This is a genomic window from Streptomyces sp. NPDC002888, from assembly GCF_042888465.1.
GTDB lineage: Bacteria > Actinomycetota > Actinomycetes > Streptomycetales > Streptomycetaceae > Streptomyces.
This window is the reverse complement of record NZ_JBIAPU010000014.1, coordinates 37,336-64,205: the sequence shown is the minus strand read 5'-3', so window position 1 is coordinate 64,205 and position 26,870 is coordinate 37,336. Positions and strand designations below refer to the sequence as shown.

At 71.2% G+C, this 26,870-nt stretch carries 24 protein-coding genes and 1 riboswitch; of the genes, 12 read left to right on the top strand and 12 right to left on the bottom strand.

What is annotated here, in order from left to right:
* Positions 1–15: 15 nt before the first annotated feature.
* On the bottom strand, positions 16–3,126 hold the full coding sequence (locus ACFYWX_RS23035; protein ID WP_389425942.1) for a PQQ-binding-like beta-propeller repeat protein: 3,111 nt from the start codon (positions 3,124–3,126) through the stop codon (positions 16–18).
* A 193-nt stretch (positions 3,127–3,319) separates the two neighbouring features.
* On the opposite strand from ACFYWX_RS23035, the gene ACFYWX_RS23030 reads away from it, so the two are divergent.
* The gene (locus tag ACFYWX_RS23030; protein ID WP_389425941.1) at positions 3,320–4,366 is read left to right on the top strand and encodes a hypothetical protein; all 1,047 of its coding nucleotides are present in this window, start codon (positions 3,320–3,322) and stop codon (positions 4,364–4,366) included.
* Between the two features lie 111 nt (positions 4,367–4,477).
* Entirely contained in the window at positions 4,478–5,857 is a 1,380-nt protein-coding gene (locus ACFYWX_RS23025) for an alpha-lytic protease prodomain-containing protein (RefSeq protein WP_389425940.1), read from the top strand.
* Between the two features lie 5 nt (positions 5,858–5,862).
* Here ACFYWX_RS23025 and ACFYWX_RS23020 read toward each other — a convergent pair whose 3' ends face one another.
* From ACFYWX_RS23020 to ACFYWX_RS23010, 3 genes are all read right to left on the bottom strand, one after another.
* Positions 5,863–6,678: an EamA family transporter gene (locus ACFYWX_RS23020; protein WP_389425939.1), complete on the bottom strand. Its 816-nt coding sequence runs from the start codon at positions 6,676–6,678 to the stop codon at positions 5,863–5,865.
* 62 nt (positions 6,679–6,740) lie between these two features.
* On the bottom strand, positions 6,741–6,914 hold the full coding sequence (locus tag ACFYWX_RS23015; RefSeq protein ID WP_389425938.1) for a hypothetical protein: 174 nt from the start codon (positions 6,912–6,914) through the stop codon (positions 6,741–6,743).
* A 127-nt stretch (positions 6,915–7,041) separates the two neighbouring features.
* Positions 7,042–8,202: an ROK family protein gene (locus tag ACFYWX_RS23010; protein ID WP_389425937.1), complete on the bottom strand. Its 1,161-nt coding sequence runs from the start codon at positions 8,200–8,202 to the stop codon at positions 7,042–7,044.
* A gap of 168 nt (positions 8,203–8,370) precedes the next feature.
* Here ACFYWX_RS23010 and ACFYWX_RS23005 point away from each other — a divergent pair, with 168 nt between their 5' ends.
* Genes ACFYWX_RS23005 through ACFYWX_RS22990 form a run of 4 tightly spaced genes read left to right on the top strand, consistent with a single transcriptional unit; the run spans position 8,371 to position 12,862 of the window.
* Complete coding sequence (locus ACFYWX_RS23005) at positions 8,371–9,336, top strand: carbohydrate ABC transporter permease (RefSeq protein WP_389425936.1); 966 nt, start codon at positions 8,371–8,373, stop codon at positions 9,334–9,336.
* A gap of 16 nt (positions 9,337–9,352) precedes the next feature.
* Positions 9,353–10,279, top strand: a complete 927-nt coding sequence (locus ACFYWX_RS23000; protein WP_389425935.1) for a carbohydrate ABC transporter permease — start codon at positions 9,353–9,355, stop codon at positions 10,277–10,279.
* A gap of 10 nt (positions 10,280–10,289) precedes the next feature.
* On the top strand, positions 10,290–11,633 hold the full coding sequence (locus ACFYWX_RS22995) for an ABC transporter substrate-binding protein (protein WP_389425934.1): 1,344 nt from the start codon (positions 10,290–10,292) through the stop codon (positions 11,631–11,633).
* 26 nt (positions 11,634–11,659) lie between these two features.
* Entirely contained in the window at positions 11,660–12,862 is a 1,203-nt protein-coding gene (locus ACFYWX_RS22990) for a Gfo/Idh/MocA family protein (protein ID WP_389425933.1), read from the top strand.
* 26 nt (positions 12,863–12,888) lie between these two features.
* Here the strand turns inward: ACFYWX_RS22990 and ACFYWX_RS22985 are convergent, their stop codons facing one another.
* The gene (locus ACFYWX_RS22985; protein WP_389425932.1) at positions 12,889–13,587 is read right to left on the bottom strand and encodes a L,D-transpeptidase family protein; all 699 of its coding nucleotides are present in this window, start codon (positions 13,585–13,587) and stop codon (positions 12,889–12,891) included.
* Positions 13,588–13,665: 78 nt separating this feature from the next.
* Entirely contained in the window at positions 13,666–13,917 is a 252-nt protein-coding gene (locus ACFYWX_RS22980; RefSeq protein WP_389425931.1) for a hypothetical protein, read from the bottom strand.
* 123 nt (positions 13,918–14,040) lie between these two features.
* Between ACFYWX_RS22980 and ACFYWX_RS22975 the strand changes: the two genes are divergently transcribed.
* On the top strand, positions 14,041–14,316 hold the full coding sequence (locus ACFYWX_RS22975; protein ID WP_389425930.1) for a LysR substrate-binding domain-containing protein: 276 nt from the start codon (positions 14,041–14,043) through the stop codon (positions 14,314–14,316).
* Here the strand turns inward: ACFYWX_RS22975 and ACFYWX_RS22970 are convergent.
* On the bottom strand, positions 14,284–15,663 hold the full coding sequence (locus tag ACFYWX_RS22970; RefSeq protein ID WP_389425929.1) for a PLP-dependent aminotransferase family protein: 1,380 nt from the start codon (positions 15,661–15,663) through the stop codon (positions 14,284–14,286). The two genes, ACFYWX_RS22975 and ACFYWX_RS22970, sit on opposite strands and share 33 nt — an antisense overlap.
* Positions 15,664–15,724: 61 nt before the next feature.
* On the opposite strand from ACFYWX_RS22970, the gene ACFYWX_RS22965 reads away from it, so the two are divergent.
* Positions 15,725–17,116 carry a pyridoxal phosphate-dependent decarboxylase family protein gene (locus ACFYWX_RS22965; protein WP_389425928.1) on the top strand — a complete coding sequence of 464 codons (1,392 nt, stop codon included), beginning with the start codon at positions 15,725–15,727 and terminating at the stop codon, positions 17,114–17,116.
* A 15-nt stretch (positions 17,117–17,131) separates the two neighbouring features.
* On the opposite strand, the gene ACFYWX_RS22960 is transcribed toward ACFYWX_RS22965, so the two are convergent.
* From ACFYWX_RS22960 to ACFYWX_RS22945, 4 genes are all read right to left on the bottom strand, one after another.
* Positions 17,132–17,947 (bottom strand): SDR family NAD(P)-dependent oxidoreductase, encoded by an 816-nt coding sequence (locus ACFYWX_RS22960; protein WP_389425927.1) that lies wholly within the window; start codon positions 17,945–17,947, stop codon positions 17,132–17,134.
* Positions 17,948–18,077: 130 nt separating this feature from the next.
* Positions 18,078–18,992: an SDR family oxidoreductase gene (locus ACFYWX_RS22955; RefSeq protein ID WP_389425926.1), complete on the bottom strand. Its 915-nt coding sequence runs from the start codon at positions 18,990–18,992 to the stop codon at positions 18,078–18,080.
* A gap of 98 nt (positions 18,993–19,090) precedes the next feature.
* On the bottom strand, positions 19,091–19,720 hold the full coding sequence (locus tag ACFYWX_RS22950) for an MBL fold metallo-hydrolase (protein WP_389425925.1): 630 nt from the start codon (positions 19,718–19,720) through the stop codon (positions 19,091–19,093).
* Positions 19,720–20,808 carry an S-(hydroxymethyl)mycothiol dehydrogenase gene (locus tag ACFYWX_RS22945; RefSeq protein ID WP_389425924.1) on the bottom strand — a complete coding sequence of 363 codons (1,089 nt, stop codon included), beginning with the start codon at positions 20,806–20,808 and terminating at the stop codon, positions 19,720–19,722. Before ACFYWX_RS22945 ends, ACFYWX_RS22950 begins: the two co-directional genes overlap by 1 nt.
* 174 nt (positions 20,809–20,982) lie before the next feature.
* Between ACFYWX_RS22945 and ACFYWX_RS22940 the strand changes: the two genes are divergently transcribed.
* The 4 genes from ACFYWX_RS22940 to ACFYWX_RS22925 all read left to right on the top strand — a co-directional run bounded on the left by ACFYWX_RS22940 (position 20,983) and on the right by ACFYWX_RS22925 (position 24,822).
* Entirely contained in the window at positions 20,983–22,737 is a 1,755-nt protein-coding gene (locus tag ACFYWX_RS22940; protein ID WP_389425923.1) for an ABC transporter ATP-binding protein, read from the top strand.
* Positions 22,738–22,874: 137 nt separating this feature from the next.
* Positions 22,875–23,237: a nuclear transport factor 2 family protein gene (locus ACFYWX_RS22935; protein WP_389425922.1), complete on the top strand. Its 363-nt coding sequence runs from the start codon at positions 22,875–22,877 to the stop codon at positions 23,235–23,237.
* 277 nt (positions 23,238–23,514) lie between these two features.
* On the top strand, positions 23,515–23,862 hold the full coding sequence (locus tag ACFYWX_RS22930) for a hypothetical protein (RefSeq protein ID WP_389425921.1): 348 nt from the start codon (positions 23,515–23,517) through the stop codon (positions 23,860–23,862).
* Between the two features lie 4 nt (positions 23,863–23,866).
* Positions 23,867–23,951: riboswitch (ZMP/ZTP riboswitch) on the top strand.
* A 22-nt stretch (positions 23,952–23,973) separates the two neighbouring features.
* Positions 23,974–24,822, top strand: a complete 849-nt coding sequence (locus tag ACFYWX_RS22925; RefSeq protein ID WP_389425920.1) for a bifunctional 5,10-methylenetetrahydrofolate dehydrogenase/5,10-methenyltetrahydrofolate cyclohydrolase — start codon at positions 23,974–23,976, stop codon at positions 24,820–24,822.
* Between the two features lie 29 nt (positions 24,823–24,851).
* Here ACFYWX_RS22925 and ACFYWX_RS22920 read toward each other — a convergent pair whose 3' ends face one another.
* On the bottom strand, positions 24,852–26,810 hold the full coding sequence (locus ACFYWX_RS22920) for a ricin-type beta-trefoil lectin domain protein (RefSeq protein ID WP_389425919.1): 1,959 nt from the start codon (positions 26,808–26,810) through the stop codon (positions 24,852–24,854).
* Positions 26,811–26,870: the final 60 nt, after the last annotated feature.

Here is a 26,870-nt window from a genome sequence, read left to right as displayed (position 1 = left end):
TTCCCGACGGACCTCTCACGAACGGGTGCGGTCGGGGTGGGCGGGGTCGAGCGTGAAGAGGGTGCCGTCGGGGGTGTCGACGATCAGCGCCCTGCCGTTGAACAGCACCGGCCGGTACAGCCACCACAGGTCGCCGTCGGGTGCGCGCGCGGCCGACTGCCACCGCCGGCCGCCGGTGCGCGGGTCGAGGGCGAGCACACGTCCGCTCGCGCCGACGAGGTACAGCGTGCGACGGTCCGGTGAGAGCACGGGCTGCAGCATCTCCTCACCTGTCCGTACGGTCCACAGGTGTCGGCCCGTCTCCGGTGACACGGCGGTGACCACGCCGTCGGCCGGTACGAAGTAGAGCGTGCCGTCGAGGAGGGTCGGCTGGCCGACGGCCTGGTGGGCGAGCTTCACCGTGGTCTCGGAGCCGTCGTCGGGGTCGCTCAGCACGACGTGGGTGTGTACACCGGTGTCGTCCCAGCCTCCTCTGGTCCCGGCGGACCCGTCCTCCATGCGCCAGCGGGTGAAGACGAGACGGCCCTTGTGGGTGCCGAGCAGATCGGTGGCGGGAAGGGTGCCCAGGGAGCGCGGGGTTCCGTCCTTCCGGTCGAGGACGAAGCCGAGGGCGGGAAGTTTTTCGTCCTCGTTCGGGTCGCAGAGCACGTAGAGGGTCGCGGCGTTCGGGTAGATCAGGCAGTAGGCGTCCGCCGGCACCGTCGTGGTCCAGCGCTCGGTCCCCGTGTCCGCCGCCCAGGCCGTCACCTTGTCGCCGTCGCCGGTGCGGGCCACGACGAGGTCGCCGGACAGGGTGACCACGGAGAACATGTCGTTGAACACGAGGTGCTTCCAGTGCCGCGTGCCGGTGCGGGGGTCCAGGGCGACGACGCTCTTCTCGTCGCCCTCCTCGCCCAGGAGGTTGGAGGCGGTCACCTCGACGAGCACGGCGTCGCTGCGCGCGCCGATGACGTGTGCGGCGTAGTCCACACCGTCCGGTGCGAGGGGCACTGAGCGCCACAGGGTTTTGCCGGTGGCCGCGTCGATCCGCACGGGACGGATGTTCTCGCCGCCGCAGTAGACCGAGCCGTCGTGCAGCGCGCAGTCCGTGGCCGAGCCCCGGTCGTCGTCCCGGCTCCCCACGGCCTTCTGACCGGCGGCCGTCCGCTCGTACAGCGACGTCTCCCACGGCCGCCACCCCGCAGGCAGCACATCACGACGCGCACTCGCAGAGGGCGACGGCCCCGCCTTCCCTCCGGCCCGGTCCCCCTCCGGAACGCTCAGGTACACGGCCGACGCCAGGACCACCGCTCCAGCAACAGCGGCAGCCGCGGCCACGGGGTAGCGCCGCCACCTCGACCACCCGCTCGTGTACGACGAGGCGGTAGGGCCGGCGGAGGGCTCGGGGGCGGGATCCGAAGCGGCGGGAGCAGGGTCCGGAGCGGCGGGAGCGGGATCCAGAGCGGCTGGGGCAGGGCGCGAAACTGCGGGTGACGGGTCGGCTGCCGACGGGGGCGGACCCGCTGCCGACGGGGGCGGGTCGGCTGCCGCCGGGGCCAGGGACAGCTCCGCGTGATCGGGGGCATCCCCGGCAGGGAACGGCTCCTCACGACCTGGGCGCCATGTTGCCGCGGGCACCTCCCCTGCCGCCCAGGCCGCAGACCGCCCCGCGTGATCGGGGGCATCCCCGGCAGGGAACGGCTCCTCACGACCTGGGCGCCATGTTGCCGCGGGCACCTCCCCTGCCGCCCAGGCCGCAGACCGCCCCGCGTGATCGGGGGCATCCCCGACAGCGAACGGCTCCTCACGGCCCGGACGCAACGCCGCCGATGGGGAGTCCGCTGCCGACGGGGCCGCATCCGGTGCCGTCCGAGACGGATTCGGCACCCCGGAAGTCGGGCTCGACGACAGGGAGGCAAGATCCGGCGGCGCTGGGGGAAGGCCGACCGGCGCGATGGCCACGTCCCGTTCAGCAGCGGCAACGTCCCGCACGGCGGAGGCGGTATCGGAATCCGCAGAAACCCCACCCGGCCCCGCGGATTCACCGCCCGACGCCGCAGGGACGGCACCCTGCCCCGCAGACTCGCCACCCGACGCCGCAGGGACGGCACCCTGCCCCGCAGACTCGCCACCCGACGCCGCAGGAACAGCACCCACCCCCGCAGACTCACCACCCGCCCCCGCAGAGTCGCCGCCCACACCCGCAGAGCCCCCATCCAGCCCCGCAGGGACAGCACCCCGCCCCGCGGAGGCGAAGTCGCTCTCCTCCAAAGCGGAGTCCGTCTCCCTCGAAGCGGCCCGCGTCGTTCTGCCCGGTGAGAGGGTCGCTCCGCCCGGCCGCTCCTCCGCCAAGGGCTCGAACAGGCGGGCCAGGGCGTCCAGTCGGGGTCGGTCGTCGGGGGACTTGGACAGGCAGCGGGACACGACGGCGCGCAGGGGGGCATCGAGGCCGGTGAGGTCGGGCTGCTCGTTCAGGACCCGTTGGGCGGTCATGTACGGGCCGTCCGCGTCGAAGGGACCGTGGCCGGTCGCCGCGTAGACGAGGGTCGCAGCGAGGGAGAACACGTCCGAGGCCGGTCCGACGGAGCGGGAGTCGCGCAGTTGCTCGGGGGACATGAAGGGCGGGGTGCCGATGACGTGGCCGGTCTCGGTCAGGGGCTGGTTCTCGGCGGCACGGGAGATGCCGAAGTCGATGACCCGGGGACCGTCCGACGCCATCAGCACGTTCCCCGGCTTGAGGTCACGGTGCACGACCCCCGCGCGGTGCACCTCGTGCAGCGCCTCGACGAGCCCGAGGGCCAGCCGCGCCAGCTCCACGCCCGCGAGCGGCCCCTCGTCACCGACCCGGTCGGCCAGAGTGGGCCCCGGCACGAACTGGGTGGCCATCCAGGGGCGCGGGGCGTCCGGGTCCGCGTCCACGACCGGCGCCGTGAACGCGCCGCTCACCTTGCGGATCGCCGCGATCTCCTGGCGGAACCGGGTCCGGAACTCCGGATCGTCGGCGTACTGCGCGTGCACCACCTTCACCGCGACCTGCCGCCCCGAGCGCGAGCTGCCGCGATACACCACGCCCATCCCGCCGGCCCCCAGCCGGTCGGTCAACGTGTACCCGCCGATCGTCCGCGGGTCCTCCCTGCCCAGTGGCACCGCCCGCACACCTCCCCCGGCAGCGGTCCTTGCCGACCACGGTAAGCGGCGCCCGGTGCCCGCCAGGGGGCGTGAGCAGGGGCGTGCGTGCGGCATCGGAGGCGGTCGTGATTCGGTGCGCGCCGCTAATCCCCGGTTCGCCGGACGCCTTGTGCGGGATGCTGGTCATGAGCACAGGACAGGGGGCCGTGGTGTGACCTGGAAACGTGTGAACGCAGCGGGTGCGGCGGGCGCGAGCGCGTTGCTGGAAGTCGCCTGCGACGAGTCGGGATCGGACGGCGAGAACCTCACCGGCGGGAACACGGACGTGTTCGCGCACGCGAGTGTGCGGTTGACCGTGGAATTCGCCGCCGAACAGGTGCGGGAGATACGCCGCCGTATCCGCTCCCCCGCCGAGGAGTACAAGGCGAACCATCTGCTGCGGGAAAAGCACCGCGCGGTGCTGGAATGGCTGCTCTCACCGTCGGGACCGCTCCACGGCCACGCCCATGTGCACCTCACCGAGAAGGCCTTCTACGTCGTCGACCGGGCCGTCGACCTGCTGCTGGGCGACGGGACGCAGGCCGTCGTCCTGTACCGGGAGGGGCGGCGCACCTTCGGGGACGAGGGGTGGAGGGAATTCCTCGAAGCCGCCAACCAGATGCTGCGGGTGCGTTACTACGGTGATCCCGACACGCCCGTCGACGCGTTCTTCCGTACGGTGGATTCCCTGGTGCGTGCGCATTCCGGTTCCGACGCGGCGATCGTTCTGGGACGCCTCGCCGAAGCCCGGCCCCGGGCGGTTTCCTATCGCGCGCGGATCACGAACGGACCGGGCCTGCTGATTCCCGTCCTCAATCCGCTGCTCCCCGCCATTGTCCGCACGGCCGCGCACTGGAGCGCCGGCTGCCCGCCGGTGACCCTCGTGCACGACCGGCAGAACATGCTGACGCCGGACCGCATCGCCTGGATCGAGGAGACGGCCCGGCTGCACGGCGTGCGCCTGGCCGGGTTCCGGCTCGTCGTCGCCCGGGAGGATCCGCGGGTGCAGCTCGCCGACTTCCTCGCCGGCATCGCCCGCAAGATCGCCTCCGACGAGCTGAACGGCCGGGGCGACCCGGTCCTCTCCGCCCTGCTGCGCCCGTACGTCGGCGCGGCGTCCGTCTGGGGCGACGAACACAGCTGGTCGCGGCTCGGCCCGGCGGGTGAGGACACCGGGTGCCGGACGGATTGGACGGACCGGAGAGAAATGACGGCGTGATCGTCGCGCGGTGAACACCGAGGACCTTTGGCCCGTATGAGAAGAAGGGCGCTCAACGACCGGAGGGCCTCGCGGTGTTGGCACCGCACGTTCGGGGTTCGGGAGCCATTCATGAGGCACGTACGACGACGGATCGTCCGGCGAGTGACACGGCTGGCGGCCGTCGGCGGAGTCCTCCTCGGGGGGTTGATGGTCACGCAGGCCATGGCGAGCGAGACGCCCGGCACCTCCGCCGTCCCGCGCAGTGCCGCGCAGTCGGCCGGGAGCAGCGGCGCGGAGCTCGTGTCCCGGCTCGGCACCGCCCGTACGGCGGGCAGTTGGGTCGACGCCGAGGGGCGGCCGGTCGTCGCCGTCACCGACGAGGAGACGGCCGCCGAGGTCCGGGAGGCCGGGGCGCAGGCCAAGGTCGTGGGACACAGCATGAACGAGCTCAAGTCGGCCGCGGCGACGCTGCGTTCGGCCCCGCGGGTGCCGGGCACGGCGTGGGTGATGGACTACAGGAACAACCAGATCGTGGTGCAGGGCGACACCACCGTGTCGTCGGCCGACTGGTCGAAAATGACGCAGACCGCGGCCGGCATCGGCAGCTTCGTCCGGATGGAGCGCACCGGGGGCACCTTCACGACGCGGCTCAATGGCGCAGAGCCCATCCTGTCGACGGGCGGGCGCTGTTCGGCGGGCTTCAACGTGACGGACGGCCAGAGCGACTACATCCTCACGGCCGGGCACTGCGGCCCCACCGGCTCGGTCTGGTTCTCGGACAACCGGGGCAGCCAGCAGCTGGGCAAGACGGTCGGCGGCAGCTTTCCGAGCGACGACTTCTCCCTCGTCCAGTACAACGACGGGAAGGCCGGGAACGGCGCCGACGTCGTGTCCGTCGGCAACGGCAAGGGCGTACGGATCACGGGCGCGGGTGATCCGGCCGTGGGCCAGCGGGTGTTCCGCAGCGGCAGCACGAGCGGGCTTCGTGACGGTCAGGTGACCGGGCTCAACGCGACGGTGAACTACCCGGAGGGCACCGTCAGCGGGCTCATCGAGACGAATGTGTGCGCGGAACCGGGGGACAGCGGCGGGCCGATGTTCTCGGAGGGCATCGCGCTCGGGGTGACCTCGGGGGGCAGCGGTGACTGCAAGACGGGCGGCACGACGTTCTTCCAGCCGGTGACGAAGGCACTGACCGCGCTGCGGGTCAAGCTGATCGTGTCGGCGCAGGCCGGCGGGCAGGGCGCCGCGCCGTCCGGTGTCCCGGCACCGTCCGCCTCGGCCACGCAGAGCGCGATCGCCCCGGGGGCGGCCTCGCCGGGCTCGTCGGCCCCGGTGACGGGCGCCGCGGGCGAGTCCCTCGCGGCCCGGATCACCGATCCCCGCAACGTCGGCCCCGGGCTGCTGGTCATCGCGGGCAGCCTGGTCGCGCTGGCCGCCAGCCGGTACATCCGCGCGGAGAAGGACCGCAACGCCTACCGCCGCACCTACTCGGCGACGTGGAGCTGATCCCCTCATCCCAGGGTCAGCAGCACGGTGGCCACGGCCGCGCCCAACAACCCCAGGGTCTGCCCTCGGGTGACCCGTTCGTGCAGCAGGAGGAGCCCGAGGATCACGGGGAGGGCCGGATAGAGCGAGGCGAGTACGACCGCCACCGCCAGCATCTGTCGTTGAGAGGCCAGTTGGAACAGCGTGAGGCCGAGCGCGGCCCCGGCTCCGACCGTCACCGCCCCGGCGCTCAGTGCCGTCGTCGTGCGCCGGGCGTGACGCGCGGCGGTCGGCAGCAGTACGAGGACGGCGGCGGACCGGCCCGCCGCCAGAGGCCACAGCCCGGCGGCCGGGCCCGCCTGGGCGAGTGCCAGGTACTGCGCGGCGACCCCCAGGCTGGCGAGCAGACCGTCCCGTACGCCGCCGCCTTCTCCCGGCCGGCCCCCGGCGACCAGCCACAGCGCGGGCACGGTGAGGACGATGCCCGTCCAGGCCAGGCTGCCGGGACGGTCACCGAGGGCCACCCCGCACAGGACGGACAGCGCGACCGACGTGACGGCGCTCACCGGCACGACGACGCTCATCGCGCCGTGGCTCAGGCCACGGTTGAGGAAGTGCATGGCCGCGCCGCTGCCGATGCCCGACAGAGCGCCCCACAGCAGATCGCCGGGGCGGACGGCCCCGGCGGGTACGACGAGTGCGGTGAGGGAGGCGAGCACGAGCCCGCCCACCTGGCCGAGGAAGGTGACGGTCGCGAAGTGGGCTCGGCGGGACAGGATTCCGCCGGCGAAGTCGACGATGCCGTAGACGACGGCCGAGGTCGGCGCGAGGAGGGCACCCATCCGGTACGGGGTGCCCAGGGACGGCGCTCCGATGCCGGGCGGCGACCCGGGTCAGGTGACGCTCAGGCCGCCTTCACCGGATGAGGGGCCGCGGTGGCCCACTCCATGACGAGGCGCTGGTACTCCTCGCGCTGCTCGCCGGTCAGTGTCCCGCCCGACCGGAGCCACAGGGCCCGGATCTCCTCGTTGACCTCGGCAGCCGATCGATCGGAGACGGGTTCAACAGTGGTGGACATGGTGTGAATCTTACGGCGGCAGGGGTGAAGGCCACGTGAGTAAAGACGACTGATACGGACATTTCCGACGTGTTACTGATCACGTCCAACTGTCAACCCGCGTCGCCCGGTTCGGCATCGCCGCAGCTCACGCCTCCGCCGCGCCCAGCACGAGGACCTGAATCGCCAGGACGGCGGCCCCGCGCGCCCAGTCATGGAAGTCGGAGACCTTGGTCTCCAACTCGACGGGGGCGGCCAGCGGATGCCGGTGGGCGCGGATGGTGTCCTCCACCACTTTTCCGGAGACGTCCATCAGACCGACCCCCTCTCCGGCGAGGAGGATCTTCTGCGGCATCGCGAAGTTGGCGATCTGCGCCACCAGCGTGCCCAGGGCGCGGCCGGCCTCCCCAATGACCCGGGCGGGCATGGGCTCCCCCGCGGCGGCGAGGGCGAGGATCTCCTCGTACGTCCGGTCGCGGCCGGTGGCGGCCTGGACCTGGTAGCGGATGTTGGGGATGGTCAGCAGCGAGACGGCGCTGCCGCGCTCACCGTCGGGGGTGAGCGGGCCGCCCGGGTCGAGGATCCAGTGGCGGCCGAAGCCGCGGTCCTCCTCGGCGCAGGGCACCCGCTTGCCGCCGAGCACCAGCCCGTAGCCGATGCCGGCGCCGATGGTGAGGACGACGAAGCGGTCGAGGCCGCGGCCGGCGCCGAACCAGGTCTCGGCCTCGACGAAGGCGGCGACGTCGTTCTCGACGACCACCGGCAGCCCCGTGCGCTCCTCGACGAGCGCGGCCAGCGGCATGTCCCGCCACTGCAGGAAGGGCGACTCGGCGACCACGGCCCGGTCCTCGACGAGGCCGCCCACACCGATGCCGATGCCGGCGAGCCGGGGGTGCGCGCGGGCGAGTTCCTCGGCCATCTCCCCCAGAACCTCCACGACTTCGTCGGGGTCGTGCGTGGCGAGCGGGCGGTCGTGGCGGGCCACGATGTCACTGCGGAGGGTGGTGACGACGCCGTACACCATGTCCTCGGTGATCTTGAAGCCGATGAAGGAGCGGGACTCGGCGACCACGTCCAGCGGCTGCGAGGGGCGGCCCTGGCGCGCCTCCGCCGGGGTGCCCCCTTCGGGGACCTCGACGAGCAGGCCCGACTCGAGGAGCGGCTTGGTGAGGCGGGTGAGGCTGCCCGCGGAGAGGTCCAGCCGTCGCGCGAGTTCGGTGCGCGACAGCGGGCCGTGGACGAGCACCTCGATCGCCACCGAGCGTTCCCCGGGGCTCAGCGGCAGCCAACTGGCGGCACCTGCGGTCATGAAGGTCAGACTCCCACATGATTTCTTTTGCCAGGAAAGTAACAAGGTCACTGTAGGCAGGTTGAGACCCCTCTCGCAAAGATGTTTACGCGACCCTTGACGCCTGGATTCTTTTGCCACAAAAGTAAGTGCCCGAGGACGAGCCGCCGCAGACGAGGGAGTCTCCCGATGACCGTCGCCTCCAGCAGTCCTCCGTCACGTCTCCCCCTGGACGGCGTCACGGAGTCACGGACCAAGCCGAGGACGAGCCGGGCCGGCGCCCGGGAGGGGCAGGGTGACGGGCGGCTCGCCGCTGTCTTCGTCGCCCCGGCCCTGCTGGGTTTTGTCGTCTTCCTCCTCTGGCCGACGCTGCGGGGGATCTATCTCAGCTTCACCCGCTTCAACCTGCTGACCCCCGCGGAGTGGGTGGGTCTGGACAACTACGTCCGGATGGTCCACGACCCGATCTTCTGGGACTCGATGAAGGTCACCGTCGAGTACGTGTTGATCAACATCGGGATACAGACGGTGTGCGCGCTCGCGATCGCCGTGCTGCTCCAGCGGCTCACACAGTCGGCGGTGCTGCGCGGGATCGTGCTCACGCCGTACCTGATGTCGAACGTGGTCGCCGGCATCGTCTGGCTCTGGATCCTCGACACCCAACTCGGCATCGGCAACGAGATCCTCGCCGGGCTCGGCCTCGACCGCATCCCGTTCCTCGCCGACGAGACCTGGGCGATCCCGACGATCGCGCTGATCAACGTGTGGCGGCACGTCGGCTACACCGCGCTGCTGCTCTTCGCCGGGCTCCAGGCCATCCCGAACGACATGTACGAGGCCGCGAAGGTGGACGGCGCGAGCGAGTGGCGGATGTTCTGGCGGATCACGATGCCGCTGCTGCGGCCGGTGCTCGCGGTCGTGCTGATCATGACGGTGATCGGTTCGTTCCAGGTGTTCGACACGGTCGCCGTCGCCACCCAGGGCGGCCCGGCCAACGCCACCAACGTGCTCCAGTACTACATCTACGGATCGGCCTTCGGCCGCTTCCAGTTCGGCTACGCGTCCGCGATGTCCGTGGCGCTGCTCGTCGTGCTGAGCGCGATCACCATTCTCCAGTACCGGCTCACCCGTGCCGGTCAGAGCGACCTCGGCTGACCGGGAAGGAGTCGACATGGCTGCTGTGACCGCCCCGACAACGCAGACGGGCATACGACCCGTACGCCGCCGCCTCTCCCCCGGCCGGATCGTGGCCTGGGCGGCGATGGCCGCGATCATCCTCGTGACCCTGCTGCCGTTCTACTGGATCCTGCGCACCGCGCTGTCCACCAACACCGCGCTCGCGTCCCACCCCGGCGACCCGCTGCCCGTCGGTCTGACGGCCGGCGGCTTCGAACGGGCCCTGGGGCTGCAGTCGACCAAGGAGGCGATCGCCCAGGGCGGCGCGGGCGGCGGGCTGAAGTTCTGGCGCTACCTGATCAACTCGGTGGTGGTGTCCACCCTGATCACCGTCTGCCAGATCTTCTTCTCCGCCATGGCCGCGTACGCCTTCGCGCGGCTCAGGTGGCGCGGCCGGGACAAGGTGTTCGGGCTGTTCCTGGCCGGGCTGATGGTGCCCACGATCTTCACCCTTCTGCCGAACTTCGTGCTGATCAAGCAACTCGGCCTGGTGGACAACCTGTTGGGCATCGCCCTGCCGACGATGTTCATGACGCCGTTCGCGGTGTTCTTCCTGCGGCAGTTCTTCATGAACGTGCCCCGGGAGGTCGAGGAGGCTGCGCTGCTCGACGGCGCCGGGAAGATCAGGATCTTCTTCCGGGTGATGCTGCCCATGGCGTCCACCCCGATCCTCACGCTGGGCGTTCTGACGTACATCACCGCCTGGAACGACTACTTCTGGCCGTTGATGGTGTCCTACAGCGACAGTTCGCGGGTGCTCACCGTGGCGCTGGCCATCTTCCGGGCACAGACCCCGCAGACCGGCTACGACTGGTCCGGCCTGATGGCGGCCACGCTCATCGCCGCCCTCCCGATGCTGGTGCTCTTCGGCTTCTTCGCGCGCCGCATCGTCAGCACCATCAGCTTCACCGGCATCAAGTAAGGGGATGGCAATGCGATTTCGTACGGTCGCTGCGATGACCGGGGCGCTGGCGCTGTCCCTCGTGGCCGGGTGTGCCCAGGGCGGCACGGCGGGAGCGGGCGGTGGGACGGTGACGTACTGGCTGTGGGACGCCAACCAGCTGCCCGCCTACCAGGCCTGCGCGAAGGGCTTCGAGAAGGAAAACCCGGGTCTGAACGTGAAGATCTCCCAGTTGGGCTGGGACGACTACTGGACCAAGCTCACCGCGAGCTTCATCGCGGGCACCCAGCCGGACGTCTTCACCGACCACATCCAGAAGTTCGGCCAGTTCGCCGACCTCAAGGTGCTCGAACCGCTCGACGACCTGGGCGTCGACGACTCGGCCTACCAGTCGGGACTCGGCGCCAACTGGCTGGGCCAGGACGGACACCGCTACGGAGCCCCGAAGGACTGGGACACCGTCGCCCTGTTCTACAACAAGAAGCTGGCCGACGCCGCCGGGCTCACCGGGGAGCAGCTCAACGACCTCTCCTGGAACCCCAAAAACGGCGGCACCTTCGAGAAGGCCATCGCGCATCTCACCGTCGACAAGAAGGGCCGACGCGGCGACGAACCGGGCTTCGACAAGAACAACGTGAAGGTGTACGGCCTCGCGACGGGCGGCGGCGGGGACGGTGACGGCCAGACGCAGTGGAGCAACTTCGCCGCCTCCGCGGGCTGGACCTACACCGACAAGAAGCGCTGGGGCACCAAGTACCAGTACGACAGCAAGACCTTCCAGTCCGTGATCAAGTGGTACTTCGGACTGGCGAAGAAGGGCTATATGGCCCCGCTCACGGACTACAGCGCGGGCGCCAACCCTGCCAACGCGCAGGTCGCCGGGGGCAAGGCCGCCGCCGCCTTCGACGGCGCCTGGATGATCTCGACGTACTACGGCACCAAGGGCCTGAAGGTCGGCACCGCCTTCACCCCCGTCGGCCCCACCGGCAAGCGCGCCACGATGATGAACGGCCTCGCCGACTCCATCACCAAGAACGCCCACAACAAGGCCGGCGCTAAGAAGTGGGTGAAGTACCTGGCGTCCGACGCGTGCCAGAAGACGGTGGGAAGTTACGGCATCGTCTTCCCGGCCACGCCCGACGGCACCAACACCGCGGTGGCCGCGTACCGGAAGAAGGGCATCGACGTCACGGCGTTCACGAAGCCGGTCGCCGACAAGAAGGACTTCACCACCTTCTCCTATCCGATCACCAACTACGCGGCGGACATGTTCGCGCTGATGCACCCCGCCATGCAGGCCATCTACGGCAACGGCAAGTCCGTGACCAGCCTCGACCAGACCACCGACCAGATCAACCTGATCCTCGACCAGTGAATCGACCAGTGAAGGGCATGCCTTACATGACGTTCTCCCTCGGCATCGTCGGCGCCGGCCAGTTCTCCGGCCAGTTCGCCACGCTGTTCCAGGCCCACCCCGGCGTCAGTGACGTGTACGTCACCGATCTGCTGCCCGAGCGGGCCGAGCAGCTCGCCGCCGCCCAGGGGCTGGCCGGCACCTTCCCCTCGTACGAGGCCATGCTGGAGTCGCCCGCGGTCGACGCGGTGGCGATCTTCACGCAGCGCTGGACACACGGGCCGCTGGTGCTCCAGGGCCTGAACGCCGGCAAGCACGTGTACTCCGCCGTCCCCATGGCGATCACCGCCGAGGAGATCGCGGCGATCATCGAAGCGGTCAAGGCGACCGGGCTGACCTACATGATGGGTGAGACCAGCCAGTACAACCCCGCCACCGTGCACGCCCGCAACCAGATGGCCGAGGGCTCCTTCGGGCGGCTCTTCTACGCCGAGGGCGACTACGTCCACGACATGGATCTGGGGTTCTACGAGGCGTACCAGTACAGCGGCGGGGAGAACTGGAAGGCGACCGCCAGCTATCCGCCACTGCTGTACCCGACGCACGCGGTGGGCGGTGTGCTCGGGGCCTGGCAGACGCACGCGGTGAGTGTCTCGGCCATCGGGGTCGAGGACGACCGGGGCGACGGTGTCTTCGACAAGGACGTCAGCCAGTTCGGCAACGACGTCTCCAACGCCACCGCGTTGTTCGAGGTGGCGGGCGGCGGCTCGTTCCGTACGAACGAGTTCCGGCGGGTGGGATATCCGTCCCACATCCGGGAGTCGCGTTTCCGGTTCTTCGGGACGGAGGCGAGCATGGAAACGCTCGCGACGGTGGCGCTGTGGCAGGACAAGAAAGGCGTGAAGGACATCAGCGAACTGCTGGAGCCCAAGCCGACCATGGCTCCTGATGATCCGTCACTCCAGCACATCGCGCCGGAGCTGCGGGCCGCCTTCACCTCCGGTTCGGCGCCGGTGCACGACCGCGCGCGGCTGCCGCGGGAGTTCGACAACCTGCACAACGGGCACGAGGGCAGCCATCACTTCCTGGTCGACGACTTCGTGACCGCGGTCAACACCCGCACCCTGCCGTCGGTGAACGCGTGGGTCGCCGCCCGCTACACCCTGCCGGGCATCGTCGCGCACGAGTCCGCGCAGCAGGGCGGGGTCCGGCTGGAGATCCTGGACTTCGGGGACGCGCCCGAGCTGTGACGCCGGGGCCGGGCGCCTGTGCGGTATCAGGTGCCCGGCTTGCGGCCGTACACGAAGACGTCGTCGTTGGTCCTCAGCAGCGACCAGTACTTCTTCGCGGCGGTCTTCGTCATGTTGACGCAGCCGTGCGAGCCGGGCGGGTTCCACACGCTGACGCCGACCGAGTGAAAGGCCTGCCCGCCGTCGAAGAACTGGCTGTACGGCATGGGCACGTGGTAGATGCTCGACACGTGGTCGATGTGCCGCCAGTAGATCTTCTTCAGGCCGGTGCGGGTCTCGTACTTGTCGCGGCCCGTACGCACCGGCACCGGCCCGTAGACGAGCCTGCTGCCGTCCTGGATCCAGCTCAGCTGAAGGGTCAGGTTGACGCAGGCGATGCGGCCCTTGTTCGTCGGGCACTTGCCGTCCCTGTTGGGGTTCGTGCCGACGGCCTTCTGCTTGTTCATGAGGTCCATCACGCCCCAGGTGACGGGGCCCGCGTAGCCGATGTTGGGCGTGATGCCGTGCTTGTTCTGGAATGCCCGGATCGCCGTGCAGTCGGCGGACGACTGCCTGCCGTCGACCGGGCGGCCCAGGAACTTCTCCACCTGCTTCTGGTACGGCCCGGCCTGCGTCGTGCAGCTCCCGGCCGCCTGCGCGGGCGCGGCACCCAGGGCGAGGGTGAGCGGCGCGATCAGTCCGGTGATACCTAGTGCGACGGCGCTTCGTCTGCGTATGTCCCCCATGTCGGGCTTCTCCTTCACGTGTCCCGTGCGGTCTCTGAGTGTTGGACCGGCACGCGGGCCGTGCGGTTGTATGCCCAGTCAGGCTGTGACAAAACGGTGAACTTCCTGGCCACGGAGTCGTCCGGCGGGCAGTCTGCGCCCGTACGCCACGAGCAGGAGGTCCTGTGCGGCGCCGTGCAGGGGTGTGCCGGTGCCGAAGCTCCAGTCGAGGTCGTCGGCGTGCAACTGGACGCCGGTGAGGTCGACACCGAAGAAGCCGAAGGCCCTGGGGTTGACGCCTGCCAGGACGTGGCGCAGCCGGTCCTCGGGGACGCGGCGGTCGAGGTCCATCGACGAGCCGCTGTTCGCGGCCGTGGCCCCGGGTGCACCCGTTCCTCGAAGCGCACTCCGGCCGTACGACCGTGTCGCGCGCTGCGCGGGCGGCCGCTGATCAGCCTGCCGCGCGGGACCGGGGTGCGCGCCGTACTCGACCGGCTGTGTGCCGAGGCGGGCTTCCAGCCACGCATCGCCTTCGAGGCCGCGGCTCCGGAAGCGCTGGCACGGCTGGCCGCGCGAGGGCTCGGCGTGGCCGTGGTCCCGGCGCCGTGGGATGCCTCCGGACTGCGTGCGCTGCGGATCGACGACGAACGGGCGCGGGGGCGGATCGCACTGGCCTGGCGGACGGACGGGCCGGTCGGCCCGGCCGCGCGATCACTGCTAAGACGGTTCCGTGAGGCACTCGCGCAGTAGGCGCACCGCGCGCGTGAGGACGTCCGGCGTCGCCGTGAAGGGCAGGCGCAGGTGGTGGGTGAGGGTGGCGCCGTCGGCGGCGAAGAGCGGCCCCGGCGTCAGGGCGAGGCCACGCCGGGCCGCCCGGGCCGCCAGCTCCACCGCCGACAGACTCGCGCCGAGTCGGAGCCACAGCGACAGGCCACCGCCTGGGATCGTGTACGTCCATCCGCTCCCGTCGAGGAGCCCCGCGAGGTGGTCGCGCTGGGCGCGCAGCCGGGCGCGGCGGTCGGCGAGGACCTCGTCCAGACCGTCGCCGAGCAGTTCGGCGGCGATGAGCTGTTCGAGGGGCGGGGGCGACAGCTGGGGCTGGAGGGGGTTGCGCCGCAACTGTCGTACGAGATCGGCGGTCGCCCGGATCCAGCCGATCCGCAGTCCGCTCCAGAGGATCTTGCTGGCCGAGCCGATCTGGATCACGCCGGGACCGGCCAGGTGGCGCTCGGTGCCGGTCGGGGTTCTGAGGTCGAGGTCGCGCATGGTCTCGTCGGCGATCACCGGCAGCGGGAGGCGGGCGATCTCCGCGCGGGTCGCCGCGCTCATGTGGGCGCCGGTCGGGTTGTGGAAGTCCGGGATCAGGTAGGCGAGTTGGGGGTTGTGGCGGTGCACCGTGGCCGTGAGGTGGTCGGTGTCCCAGCCGTCGGCCGCCGACACGGGCACCGGCAGCAGGCGGGTGCGGCGGCCGCGCAGCACGGCCAGCGCGCCCGGGTAGCTGGGGCTCTCCACGGCGACCGGTCGTCCGCGGTCGGTGTGGAGGTGGTCGACGAGCAGGGTGAGTGCGGCCTGGGCGCCGGAGGTGACGAGAATCTGCTCGGGGCGCGTGGGCAGGCCGGTCCGGGTGTAGCGGTCGGCGAGGAGGTCGCGCAGGCGCGGCAGGCCGGCCGTGGCGACGCCGGAGTCGACGAGCAGGGCGGCGCTGCGCCCGGCGGCGCGGCCCAGGGCGGCGAGGTAGGCGTCGTGCGGGGCGGCCGTGACGGCGAGGGTGAGGTCGAGGCCGGCGTCACCGGCTCCGCCCCGGTCCAGGGACCAGGGGGTGGTGCGTTCGGTGAGGCGGGCGGGCAGCCGTACGACGCTGCCGCTGCCGTGCCGGGTGTGCAGCCAGCCGTCGTCCCGCAGCCGGGTCAGGGCGGTGACGACGGTGCCACGGCTGAGCCCCAGGGTGCGGGCGAGTTCCCGTTCGGACGGCAGCCGGCTCCCGGCGGGCAGGCGGCCGTCGACGACCGCCTCACGGACGGCCGCGGACAGCGAGTGGGCCAGCGGTCCCGTCCGGTCGCGCCAGGCACCCAGTGCGGCGGCGAAGCCTGTTTCCATTGATCCAGTTTCCCTCAACTGGACCAGTCGTCGGCCCCGTGCACCCGCCTAGGCTCCCGCCATGCATCGCACACTCGCCGACGATCTCTCCCGGCTTCCCGAACTCCTTCAGTCCGCCCGCGATTTCGCCACCCGCGAGGTGACGGGGCTGGCGGAACGTCCCGTGGTCCAGTTCGACAAGGCCCCCGCCCGCGATCCCCTCCCCGCCGAGGGTGCCGGTGCGCAGGGCGCCCTCGCGCGGTTCGCCGAGCGGTGGGCGCCGGGCTTCTCCGGCTCGGCGGGCCCGCGCTACCTCGGCTTCGTCACGGGCGGCGCCACGCCCGCCTCGGTCGCCGGGGACTGGCTGACCAGCGCCTACGACCAGAACGCGTCCGGGTCGGCCGGGTCCTGGGCGGCGGCCCTGGAGCGGGAGACAGTGGCCTGGCTGCGGGAGCTGTTCGGGCTTGGCGAGGAGCACTCCGGGGCGTTCGTGACCGGTGCGACGGTGTCCAACACCGTGGGTCTCGCCGTCGCCCGCGAGTGGCTGGGCGAACAGCTGGGCGTGGACGTCTCACGCGACGGCGCCGCTGCCCTCGGGCCGGTCGACGTACTGTCCGGCAGCCCGCACTCCAGCACCGCCAAGGCGCTGTCCGTACTGGGCATCGGCCGGGACCGGCTGCGCCGCGTGCCCGTGCTGCCGGACAACCGCGAGGCCGTCGACGTGGCCGCCCTCGACACCGCCCTGGCCGCGCTCGACGGTCGGCCCGCGATCGTGGTGGCGAACGCCGGCACGGTGAACACGGTCGACTTCGACGATCTGCGGGCGATCGCGGCCCTGAAGGAGCGGTACGACTTCTGGCTGCACGTGGACGCCGCGTTCGGCGGCTTCGCCGCACTCTCCCCCGCGTACGCGCATCTCGTCGACGGGCTCGACGCGGCGGACTCGGTCTGCGTCGACCTGCACAAGTGGCTCAACGTGCCCTATGACGCGGCCGTCCAGTTCACCCGCCGCCGGGACCTCCAGGTGCGGGTCTTCCACAACGCCTCGCCCTACCTTGGCCTGCCCACCGGCGAACCCGACTTCCTGCATCTGACCCCGGAGAACTCCCGGCGCCTGCGCGCCCTGCCCGCATGGTTCTCGCTCGTCGCGTACGGCGGTACGGGGCACCGTGAGATCGTCGAGCGCAACGTCACGCTCGCCCGTCGGCTCGGCGAGGGCGTGGCCGCGCTGGACGGGCTGCGCCTGCTGGCGCCGGTCCGGCTCAACGTCGTCTGCTTCACCCTCGCCGACCAGCCGACGCAGGAACGGGTGAACGCCCTGGCCCACGCTGTCGCCGCCTCCGGCGAGGCCTTCCTGACACCGACGGTGTACGGCGGGGTGCCGGCGCTGCGAGCGGCGTTCAGCAACTGGTGTACGTCCGAGGAGGATGTGGAGCGGGTGCTGACGGCCGTGGCTGCGGCGCGGATCGACTGAGCGCCGCATGGACGGTCAAGCGTCTCCACGTTGTTCGAGTTGTCCGAGTTGTCCGGTCGCCGCCCGGAACCCCGTGTTCACCGCCGTCAGCCCGCCGTCGACGCACAGGGACGTGCCGGTGATCCAGGACGCGTCACGCGAGGCGAGGAAGGCGACGGCGGCCGCGATGTCCTCGGGCTCGCCGACACGGCCCAGGGGATACAGCTCGCGGATCACGTCGAGTTCGGCGTCCCGCCCCTCCCACGCGGTGGTGCGGACCGTGCCCGGCACCACCATGTTGACCCGCACCCCGCGCGCCGCCGCGTGCCCGGCGAGCGTACGCGTCAGCGAGCCCAGACCCGCCTTGGCCGCGCTGTAGGCGTGGTTGCCGAAGTCCTGAAGGCCGTTGACGGAACCGATGTTGACGATCGCGCCGCGCCCGGAGGCCGCCAGGTGGGGCAGGGCGGCGCGACAGCAGCGGTAGGCGCCGGTCAGGGTGAGGTCGACGTCGCGAGTCCACACCTCGTCGGGCTCGTCCTCGAAGAGCGGGGCGTCGGGGGTGCAGCCGTAGGCGTTGTTCACCAGGACGTCGAGGGAGCCGAAGGCGGCGACGGCGTGGGCGACGGCCGCCTCGACCAAGGCCCTGTCCCCCACGTCGCACCCGAACGCCTCGGCGCCCAGCCCCTGTTCGCGCAGCGCCGTCGCCGTCCGCTCGGCCTCCGGCAGGTCGAGGTCGGTCACCAGGACCCTCGCGCCCTCCCCGGCGAACCGGCGGACGGTGGCGGCGCCGATGCCGCGGGCCCCGCCCGTGACGAGAACTCCGTACCCCTCGAATCGCTTGGTGTCCGTCATGGGGCCGACGGTAGTGCCCCGACGATCAACCGGGCAGCCACCGTGCGTCCATGCCGGCATTCCTGCAGCAACTCTCCGCTCTCATCGGCGTCGTGATCGGAGCACTCGGCTCCCAGGGCCCCGTCCGACCTCAGCGGTAGCCGGTCGTGTCCGCCGGTTTCGCCGCGTCCTGGACCTCGACGAGGTACCGCCAGGCGTCCGGGCGGCTGCCGTCGAGGTCGGTGAAGCCGTACTCCCGGGCGAGGCCGCCACTGGAGAGGGAGCGGCCGTTGAAGCGGGACACGTCGGGGTCGGTGGCGAGGGCGGCGACGGCGCGGCCGACGTAACGCGGGGTCTCGGAGATGGCGAAGTGGGGGACGCGGTCGAGGGCGTCGCGCCAGTTGTCCTCGGTGACGCCGAAGGCGTCGAGCATGATCTCCGAGCGCAGCCAGCCGGGGGTGAGGGCGACGGCGGTGGCGTCGCGCGGGCCGAGTTCATGGCCGAGGGCGAAGGCCATGCGCAGGACGGACGCCTTGGCGAGGTCGTAGAAGAGGTTGTTGCGGTAGGTGTCGCGGTTGTACTCGGCGGTGCCGTCGGTCACCTCGACCACCAGGCCGCCGGGGTGGCGCAGCAGGAGGGGCAGGGCGTGGTGGCTGGTGATGGCGTGCGTCTCGACGGCGAGCCGGAGCAGCCGGAGCCCGTTGTCGAGGTCGTGCTCCCAGACGGGGGCGTCGAACTCGAAGAGTTTCTCGCCGCCCCAGATGTCGTTGACGAGGACGTCGAGGCGCCCCTGCTCGTGGGCGATGCGCTCGACGAGGGTGCGCACCTGCGCCGGTTCGAGGTGGTCGGTGGGTACGGCGATGCCCTCCCCGCCGGCCTCGGTGACCAGGTCGGCGGTGTCCTCGATGGTCTCGGGGCGGTCGTACTCGGAGCGCTGCTCGCGGGTGCTGCGGCCGGTGACGTACACGGTGGCGCCGGCCGCCCCGAGTTCCACCGCGATCCCCCGCCCCGCGCCCCGTGTCGCTCCGGCGACGAGCGCGACCCTGCCCTTCAGTGGCCCTGACATGTCCGGCCTCCCGTTTCTCGTGGTTCCCGAGTGCTGTCGCCTTCGAGGGTGACGGGAAAGCCGGACATCCTCTGTCGCCTTTCAGGGAGGAGTCACCGTCAGTGTCCCCGGGCGATCCACTCCTGCAGTTGCGGGGCTTCGGCGCCGATGGTCGTGGAGTCTCCGTGGCCGGTGAGGACCTGCGTGTCGGGCGGCAGGGTGAGCAGGCGGTCGCGGATCGAGTCGATGATCGTCGGGAAGTGGGAGAAGGAGCGGCCGGTGGCGCCGGGGCCGCCCTTGAAGAGGGTGTCGCCGGTGAACACCGTGCCCAGGCCGGGATCGTGGAGGCAGACCGCGCCCGGTGCGTGGCCGGGTGTGTGCAGGACCCGCAGGTCGGCGCCGGCCGCCTCGATCACCTGGCCGTCGAGCAGCCACGCGTCGGGGTCCCGGCCGGGGTGGGTCTGCTTCCACAGCGGCAGGTCGTCGTGGTGCAGCCAGATGGTGGCTCCGGTGCGCTCAGCGAGCGCGGGGGCGGCGTCGATGTGGTCGTTGTGGGCGTGGGTGCACACGATCGCGGTCAGTCGCCGGTCCCCCACCGCCTCGGCGATCGCGTCGGCGTCGTGGGCGGCGTCGATCACGATCACCTCGTGGTCGTCGCCCACGATCCACACGTTGTTCTCCACGTCCCAGGTCCCGCCGTCGAGGCTGAACTGCCCGGCGGTGACGAGGCGTTCGATGCGCGCGGCCATCACAGCACCACCACCGAACGCAGCACGTCGCCGTGGTGCATCCGCTCGAACGCCTTCTCCACCTCGTCGAGTTGGATCGTCTCCGTCACGAACGCCCCCAGGTCCAGGCGGCCCTGCAGATGCAGGTCGATCAGCATCGGGAAGTCCCGGCTCGGCAGGCAGTCGCCGTACCAGGACGACTTCAGCGCACCGCCCCGCCCGAACACGTCCAGCAGCGGCAGTTCCAGCTTCATCTCGGGGGTCGGTACGCCCACCAGGACGACCGTGCCGGCCAGGTCCCGGGCGTAGAAGGCCTGCTGGTAGGTCTCCGGGCGGCCGACCGCCTCGATGACCACGTCCGCACCGAACCCGCCGGTCAGCTCGCGGATCGCCTCCACCGGATCCGCCGCACGCGAGTTGACCGTGTGGGTGGCGCCCATCGTGCGGGCGGTCTCCAGCTTGCGGTCGTCGATGTCGACGGCGATGATCTTCGCGGCGCCCGCCAGGTTCGCCCCCGCGATCGCCGCGTCCCCCACCCCGCCGCAGCCGATCACGGCCACGGTGTCACCCCGGCCGACGTTGCCGGTGTTGATCGCGGCACCGATGCCCGCCATCACCCCGCAGCCCAGCAGACCGGCCACCGACGCCGACACCGACGGGTCGACCTTGGTGCACTGACCGGCCGCGACCAGCGTCTTCTCCGCGAACGCACCGATCCCGAGAGCCGGGGACAGTTCCTGCCCCGTCGAGGCGAGCGTCATCCTCTGCTTCGCGTTGTGCGTGTCGAAGCAGTACCAGGGCCGCCCGCGCAGACACGCCCGGCACTGCCCGCACACCGCACGCCAGTTCAGGATCACGAAGTCACCCGGCGCGACGTCCGTGACGCCCTCGCCGACCGACTCCACCACCCCGGCCGCCTCGTGGCCGAGCAGGAAGGGGAACTCGTCGTTGATCCCGCCTTGCTTGTAGTGCAGGTCGGTGTGGCAGACCCCGCACGCCTGAATTTTCACCACGGCCTCGCCCGGCCCCGGATCCGGGATCACGATCGTCTCGACCCGTACCGGTTCGTCCTTCCCCGGTGCGATCACGCCGCGCACTTCCTGCGCCATGGTGCTGCCCCTTCCTTACGGCGGCTCTCCGTCTCCCTCCCGACCCTAGACGTAACTGATCAGTAACGGCGCCTGCGCCGGCCACAGGGACAGACTCGAGCTCATCACCCTGGAACCGCGATTCCGCCTTCCCTCCTCTGCATACCCTTGGGGGTACCCCGACCAAGGAGCACCGTGAGCATCGTGGAGACGGACACCGCCGCGCCCCCGTGGCGACTGCTGCTCGGCTACGTACGGCCCCACCGGTGGACCCTGCTGCTGGGCGCGGTGCTCTCGCTGCTCACCGGGGCCACCGGGCTGCTGCTGCCGCTGGTGGCGCGGGGTCTGATCGACGACCTGGGGCACGACCGGGCCATCACCGGCGCGCTGCTCACCATGTCGGGTCTCGTCGTCGCCAACGCGGCGCTGGGGGCGCTGGGTTCGTACGTGCTGCGGCGTACCGCCGAATCGGTGGTGCTCGGCGCGCGGCGCTCGTTGTCGTCGTATCTGCTGCGCCTGCGGATACCGGCCGTCGACCGCAGCGAGCCGGGCGATCTGATGGCCCGCATCACCTCCGACACGACCCTGCTGCGCGAGGTCACCACCGACTCGCTGGTGGGCCTGGGCACCGGCGGGCTCACGCTGGTCGCGACGGTGGTGATGATGGGGCTGGTGGATCCGGTGCTGCTCGGGGTCACGCTGGCCGTGATCCTGTGCGCGGGTGTGGTGCTCGGTCTCATCGTGCCGCGCATCAACCGGGCGAGCCGGCGGGCGCAGGACGCGGTCGGAGTGATGGGCGCCTCGCTGGAGCGGGTGCTGGGCGCGCTGCGCACGGTGAAGGCGTCCGGTGCCGAGCACCGGGAGGAACGGACGCTGCACGGCGCGGCCGAGGAGTCGTGGCGGCAGAGCGTGAGCGCCGCCAAGTGGTCGGCGGCCGCGGGCAACACGGCCGGACTGGCGATGCAGATCGCCTTCATCACGGTGCTCGCGGTGGGCGGGGCACGGGTGGCGACCGATGCCATCGACGTCGGCACGCTGGTCGCCTTCCTGCTGTACGTCTTCTACCTCATGTCGCCTATCCAGCAGGTCGTCGGCGCGATCACCCAGTACCAGACGGGCGCGGCGGCCCTCACCCGGATCCAGGAGGCGCTGAGCCTGCCCGCCGAACCCCCGGTCCGCGCCGTCGAGTTGCCGTCGGCCGACGCGCCACCGGCCTCCCTCGCCTTCACCGACGTGCGCTTCCGGTACGCCGACGACCTGCCGTACGTGCACCACGGGGTGACGTTCGAGGTGCCGGCCCGCGGCATGACGGCCTTCGTGGGCCCCTCCGGTGCGGGCAAGACCACCGTCTTCTCCCTCATCGAGCGGTTCTACGACCCCGAGTCCGGGTCGATCACCCTCGACGGCCGGGACGTCACCGACTGGGAGCTGCACCGGCTCAGGGCTGCCATCGGCTACGTGGAGCAGGACGCGCCCGTGCTGTCGGGCTCGCTGCGGGACAACCTGCTGCTCGGCAACCCGGGGGCGGACGACCCCACGCTCACGCGCGTGCTGAAGACGACGCGTCTCGACGGGCTGGTCGCCCGGCTGCCGCAGGGGGTCGACACGCTCGTCGGGCACCGCGGTACCAAGTTGTCGGGCGGCGAGCGTCAGCGCGTGGCCATCGCGCGCGCCCTGCTGCGCCGGCCCCGGCTGCTGCTGCTCGACGAGGCCACCTCGCAGCTGGACGCGGTGAACGAGGCGGCGTTGCGCGACACGGTCGCGGATGTCGCCCGTACGACGACGGTGCTGGTGGTCGCCCACCGGCTGTCCACGGTGACGATGGCCGACCGGATCGTCGTCGTGGACGCGGGCCGGGTCCGCGCGGTGGGGACGCACCGTGAACTGGTGACGGGCGATCCGCTGTACGCGGAGCTGGCGGCCACGCAGTTCCTCGCCACCGCGGAATGAGCTGCCCAGGTCGCGCAGCGGCCTGGGGGGCGTCGGCCGTGCTGCGCTTGCCGAGCCGGTTGCGGCGGAGGAGTCTCGAAGGTGAGGCCGAGACGGCCCGTCGTCCCCTCGGGCCGCGAGTCTTGGAGGAGGTCATCATGGGCACCGCGGCAAGCTCCACCTTCGACCGCCAGACCCTGCGCCGGGCCATCGAAGGCGATGCGTCGACCCTTCTGTCGCTCTACGCGGACGACGCGGAACTGCGCGTCGTGGACCACAACACCCAGCCCAGCCGCCCCCGCGTCCTGCACGGACGCGACGAGATCGGCGAACTGCTCACCGACGTCTACAGCCGCGACCTGTCGCACAAGCTGGAGGAGTGCATCGTGCAGGGCGACCGCGCCGCCTTCAGCGAGTCCTGCCAGTACTCGGACGGCGTGCGTGTCCTCGCCGAGTCGATGGTCACGCTGCGGGACGGCAAGATCGTCGAGCAGACCATGATCCAGGCTTGGGACGAGTAGGGAGGAAGCCCCCGGTTCCGGCCACCGGCGGCTGACCTGGACCTCTACGGTGCGTGCGGCGTCGGAGCGGTGGCCTCGGGCCCGGACTCCGCCGCCGGCACCGGCTTCCGCAGCAGGCCGGCGAGCGTCTGCTTCTCGTCGGCGGTCAGTACGGCGAGCAGCGCGGCCTCGCCCGCCTCCTCCGACGCCGCATGCCGTTCGAACGCCGTGTGTCCGGCGCCAGTGAGCCGTCCGATGAACTTTTCGCCGCTGCCCGGGAGTTGGGGCGGGCCGGGCGGTGGGACACCTCGACGCGCCTGCTCGCGGCGACGACCTGCCCCGCGAGGCCCTGCGCCACCTCGGCGACCACGACGCCGACGCCCGCGCCCTGGACCGCAGGCGTCGGGCGACGGCGCTGGCCGCCCGGTCCGGCGCGGTGGTGGGCACGCTCTCGCGGCAGATGCTCCTCGCGGTGCCGGCCCGGGACGCGGGCGACGAGGCGGGGGACGGGGCGCCGGCGGCGGAGGGCGCCGGCTGGACGGAGGCCGTGGGAGCCGTGCGCCTCGCGGCGCAGGCGAGCGCCTTCCTGGCCGGGACGGTTCCGACGGCCGCCCCGCCGTCGGAGAGCGTCTCGGACAGGTCGTAGGCTGAAGGCGGGCCGTGACTGGCGCTGAGGTGGAGCACCACCGGGGAGCGGCCCCCGCAAAGCGGATGCCGTGCGCCTGGGCGACGAGACCGATCGACTCAGGAGTGGATCATGTCGCAGGCCCGGCTCATGGACGGCACCGCCCTCGCCCGGCGGATCGTCGAGGACACCGCCAAGTTGGCTGCCGACCTCACCGACCGCACGGGCGTGACGCCCACCCTCGCTACCGTGCTGGTGGGCGAGGACCCGGCGTCCGTCACGTACGTCCGTATGAAGCAGAACCGCTGCCGCAAGGCCGGGATCGGCTCCCGGCAGGTGGCGCTGCCCGCGGCCACGACCACCGAGGAGCTCGTCGACGCGCTTACGGCGCTGTCCGCCGACCCCGCGGTGCACGGGATCCTGCTCCAGCATCCGGCCGGTGAGCACGTCGACGAGCGGGCCGCGTTCGAGGCGATCGCCCCCGAGAAGGACGTCGACGGCGTCACCTTCGCGTCGTTCGCGACGATGAGCTTCGGTCTGCCGGGCTTCGTGTCCTGCACGCCCGGCGGAATCATGCGGCTGCTCGACGCGTACGACGTCGACCCGGCCGGGAAGCGTGCCGTGGTGGTGGGCCGCAGCGCCATCCTCGGCAAGCCGGTCGGGATGCTCCTCCTCGCCCGGGACGCCACGGTGACGTACTGCCACTCCCGCACCCGGGACCTCTCGGCCGTGGTGCGGGAGGCGGACATCGTGGTCGCCGCCGTCGGGCGGCCGCGGCTGATCAAGGGGCAGGACATCAAGCCCGGTGCCGTCGTGATCGACGCGGGATACAACCCCGGCAACGTCGGCGACGTCGACTTCGACACGGCGATCGAGCGGGCCTCGCTGCTCACGCCGGTGCCGGGCGGCGTCGGTCCGATGACGATCGCCACGCTCCTGGAGCAGACCGTGGCCGCCGCCGCCCGGCAGCTGGGGCTGTGACGCTCGGACGTCACAGACCGGAGTGACCGCTAGGTCAGGGTCCACTTCTGGTTGTCGCCGCCGTTGCAGGCCCACAGCACCATCTGGGTGCCGTTGGCCGTGGCCGCTCCGTTGGCGTCGAGGCAGAGACCGGCGCCCACGTTGGTGAGGGTGCCGTCGCTGCCCACGTTCCACTTCTGGTTGTTCTGGCCGGTGCAGTCCCAGATGACGACCTTGGTGCCGTTGGCGGTGCCGTGGTTGTAGGCGTCCAGGCACTTGTTGCCGTAGACCACGAGCTCCTTGCGGGAGGTGTACGTCCAGGCCTGGTTCTGGCCGCCGTTGCAGTCCCACAGCTCGGCCTGGGTGCCGTTGGTGATGGTGTTGTTGAAGAGGTCGAGGCAGCGGCCGGACTGCTTGCCCACGGCGAGGGTGCCGTTCGCGCCGGGCAGGGGCTTGACCGTGATGTCGGCGAGGGTCGGCGCGTTCGTGAAGGACAGCGTGTTCGCCGAGCCCTTGGACAGGGCGACCAGGACGGAGATCGTGCCCTGCGAGGAGCCCGTCGGCGGGAAGGAGACCGTGGTCGCCGTCTGGCCGTTGACCTTCAGGGTCGCGGTGCGGGCCGAGGAGGAGGTGTTGGTGTAGGCGACGTCGACGACCTTCAGGCCGGTGTCGCCCGCCACCACGCCGGAGAAGCTCGACGTGCCGGTGTACGTGCTGCCCGACGCCTCGGTGCCGCCCGTCACGGTGAGCATCACCGAGCCGCCGGCCGGGACGTTGGCGGTGTAGCTCGTGCCGAACGAACCCACGTCGGCCCGGGCCCACAGGTCACGGACGGTCGCGGAGGCGTTGGTCAGACCGAGGTCGGACCAGCGCACCGTGATGTTCTGGGCGGAGGAGGTGCGGTTGAGCAGGACGACCGCGCGCTTGCCCGTGCCGGCCAGGACCTTGCCGTACACCTGCGCTCCACTGGTGTCCTCGGCGACCTTGACGCCCTGGAGGCCGCGCGGGTCCTGGTCGACCGCGATGACCTCGGGGTTCTTCAGGATGTTCGCGGTCTCGGCGGTCATGGTGCTCAGGTCGTTCCCGGCGAGCAGAGGGGCGCCGGAGATCGCCCAGAGGTTCATGTGAGTGCGGTTCTGGGCGGCGGTGAAGCCGTCCATGCCGACCATCAGCATGTCGGGGTCATTGTAGTAGCCGGTGTGCTGGGCGGTGGGGTGCACGTTCCTGTCGTAGTTGGTCAGCAGGTTGGCCATGGACGGCTTGTTGCCGAAGAGGATGATGTCGTCGTTGGTCCGCCACATCGCCCCCTGCCCCGGGGCCCAGTTCCACGGGTTCTGCCTGCCCCAGTTGCACAGCGACAGGGTCATCGGGCGGCCGGTGGTGGCCGTGGCCTTGGTGATCGCGTCGCTGATCGCCTGGTACGTCGTCTTCGCGTCGAGACCCTCGGCGTCGCCCCCGCACCAGTCGACCTTCACGAAGTCGAAGCCCCACTGGGAGAACTGGAGCATGTCCTGGTCGTAGTGGCCCTCGCTGCCGCTGCCCGGTGCGGCGGGGCGGCCGGTCGGGAAGTAGTAGCCGCAGCCGTCCTTGCCGGCGTCGGTGTAGATGCCGGCCTTGAGGCCCTTGCTGTGGATGTAGTCGGCGATGGCGCTCATGCCGCCGGGCCACTCGGACTCGTCGACGGTGATGTTGCCCGCGCTGTCGCGGGTGCCCTGCCACCAACCCTCGTCGATGTTGATGTACTTGTACCCCGCCGCGGGCAGACCGGCCGCGACGAAGGCGTCGACCTGCTTCTTGATGACGTTGTAGTCGATCTTGGCGGCGAAGCTGTTCCAGGACGCCCAGCCCATCGGGGCGGTGGGCACGGAGATCTGCCGCGAGGTGGCGGCCTGGGCCCCACCCGGTTGGGCGAAGAGCAGCGCGGCCGTCGCGGTCAGCGCCAGGATCAGGATGCGGACGACGGCGTTTCTGCGGCGCCGGACCGGTCTCGGGCGGGGTGGGGGGTTCATGCGGCTCCTTCGTGCGACAGGGCGACTCGACACATTCGCCAGATCCCAGAGTTCGTGATT

What these genes read in the sequence shown, in the direction of transcription:
- ACFYWX_RS23025 (WP_389425940.1), top strand. Translation starts at nt 4,478, where the DNA reads ATGAGGCACGTACGACGACGGATCGTCCGGCGAGTGACACGGCTGGCG.
- ACFYWX_RS23020 (WP_389425939.1), bottom strand. Translation starts at nt 6,678, where the DNA reads ATGGGTGCCCTCCTCGCGCCGACCTCGGCCGTCGTCTACGGCATCGTC.
- ACFYWX_RS23015 (WP_389425938.1), bottom strand. Translation starts at nt 6,914, where the DNA reads ATGTCCACCACTGTTGAACCCGTCTCCGATCGATCGGCTGCCGAGGTC.
- ACFYWX_RS23010 (WP_389425937.1), bottom strand. Translation starts at nt 8,202, where the DNA reads ATGACCGCAGGTGCCGCCAGTTGGCTGCCGCTGAGCCCCGGGGAACGC.
- ACFYWX_RS23005 (WP_389425936.1), top strand. Translation starts at nt 8,371, where the DNA reads ATGACCGTCGCCTCCAGCAGTCCTCCGTCACGTCTCCCCCTGGACGGC.
- ACFYWX_RS23000 (WP_389425935.1), top strand. Translation starts at nt 9,353, where the DNA reads ATGGCTGCTGTGACCGCCCCGACAACGCAGACGGGCATACGACCCGTA.
- ACFYWX_RS22995 (WP_389425934.1), top strand. Translation starts at nt 10,290, where the DNA reads ATGCGATTTCGTACGGTCGCTGCGATGACCGGGGCGCTGGCGCTGTCC.
- ACFYWX_RS22990 (WP_389425933.1), top strand. Translation starts at nt 11,660, where the DNA reads ATGACGTTCTCCCTCGGCATCGTCGGCGCCGGCCAGTTCTCCGGCCAG.
- ACFYWX_RS22985 (WP_389425932.1), bottom strand. Translation starts at nt 13,587, where the DNA reads ATGGGGGACATACGCAGACGAAGCGCCGTCGCACTAGGTATCACCGGA.
- ACFYWX_RS22980 (WP_389425931.1), bottom strand. Translation starts at nt 13,917, where the DNA reads ATGGACCTCGACCGCCGCGTCCCCGAGGACCGGCTGCGCCACGTCCTG.
- ACFYWX_RS22970 (WP_389425929.1), bottom strand. Translation starts at nt 15,663, where the DNA reads ATGGAAACAGGCTTCGCCGCCGCACTGGGTGCCTGGCGCGACCGGACG.
- ACFYWX_RS22965 (WP_389425928.1), top strand. Translation starts at nt 15,725, where the DNA reads ATGCATCGCACACTCGCCGACGATCTCTCCCGGCTTCCCGAACTCCTT.
- ACFYWX_RS22960 (WP_389425927.1), bottom strand. Translation starts at nt 17,947, where the DNA reads ATGACGGACACCAAGCGATTCGAGGGGTACGGAGTTCTCGTCACGGGC.
- ACFYWX_RS22955 (WP_389425926.1), bottom strand. Translation starts at nt 18,992, where the DNA reads ATGTCAGGGCCACTGAAGGGCAGGGTCGCGCTCGTCGCCGGAGCGACA.
- ACFYWX_RS22950 (WP_389425925.1), bottom strand. Translation starts at nt 19,720, where the DNA reads ATGGCCGCGCGCATCGAACGCCTCGTCACCGCCGGGCAGTTCAGCCTC.
- ACFYWX_RS22945 (WP_389425924.1), bottom strand. Translation starts at nt 20,808, where the DNA reads ATGGCGCAGGAAGTGCGCGGCGTGATCGCACCGGGGAAGGACGAACCG.
- ACFYWX_RS22935 (WP_389425922.1), top strand. Translation starts at nt 22,875, where the DNA reads ATGGGCACCGCGGCAAGCTCCACCTTCGACCGCCAGACCCTGCGCCGG.
- ACFYWX_RS22925 (WP_389425920.1), top strand. Translation starts at nt 23,974, where the DNA reads ATGTCGCAGGCCCGGCTCATGGACGGCACCGCCCTCGCCCGGCGGATC.
- ACFYWX_RS22920 (WP_389425919.1), bottom strand. Translation starts at nt 26,810, where the DNA reads ATGAACCCCCCACCCCGCCCGAGACCGGTCCGGCGCCGCAGAAACGCC.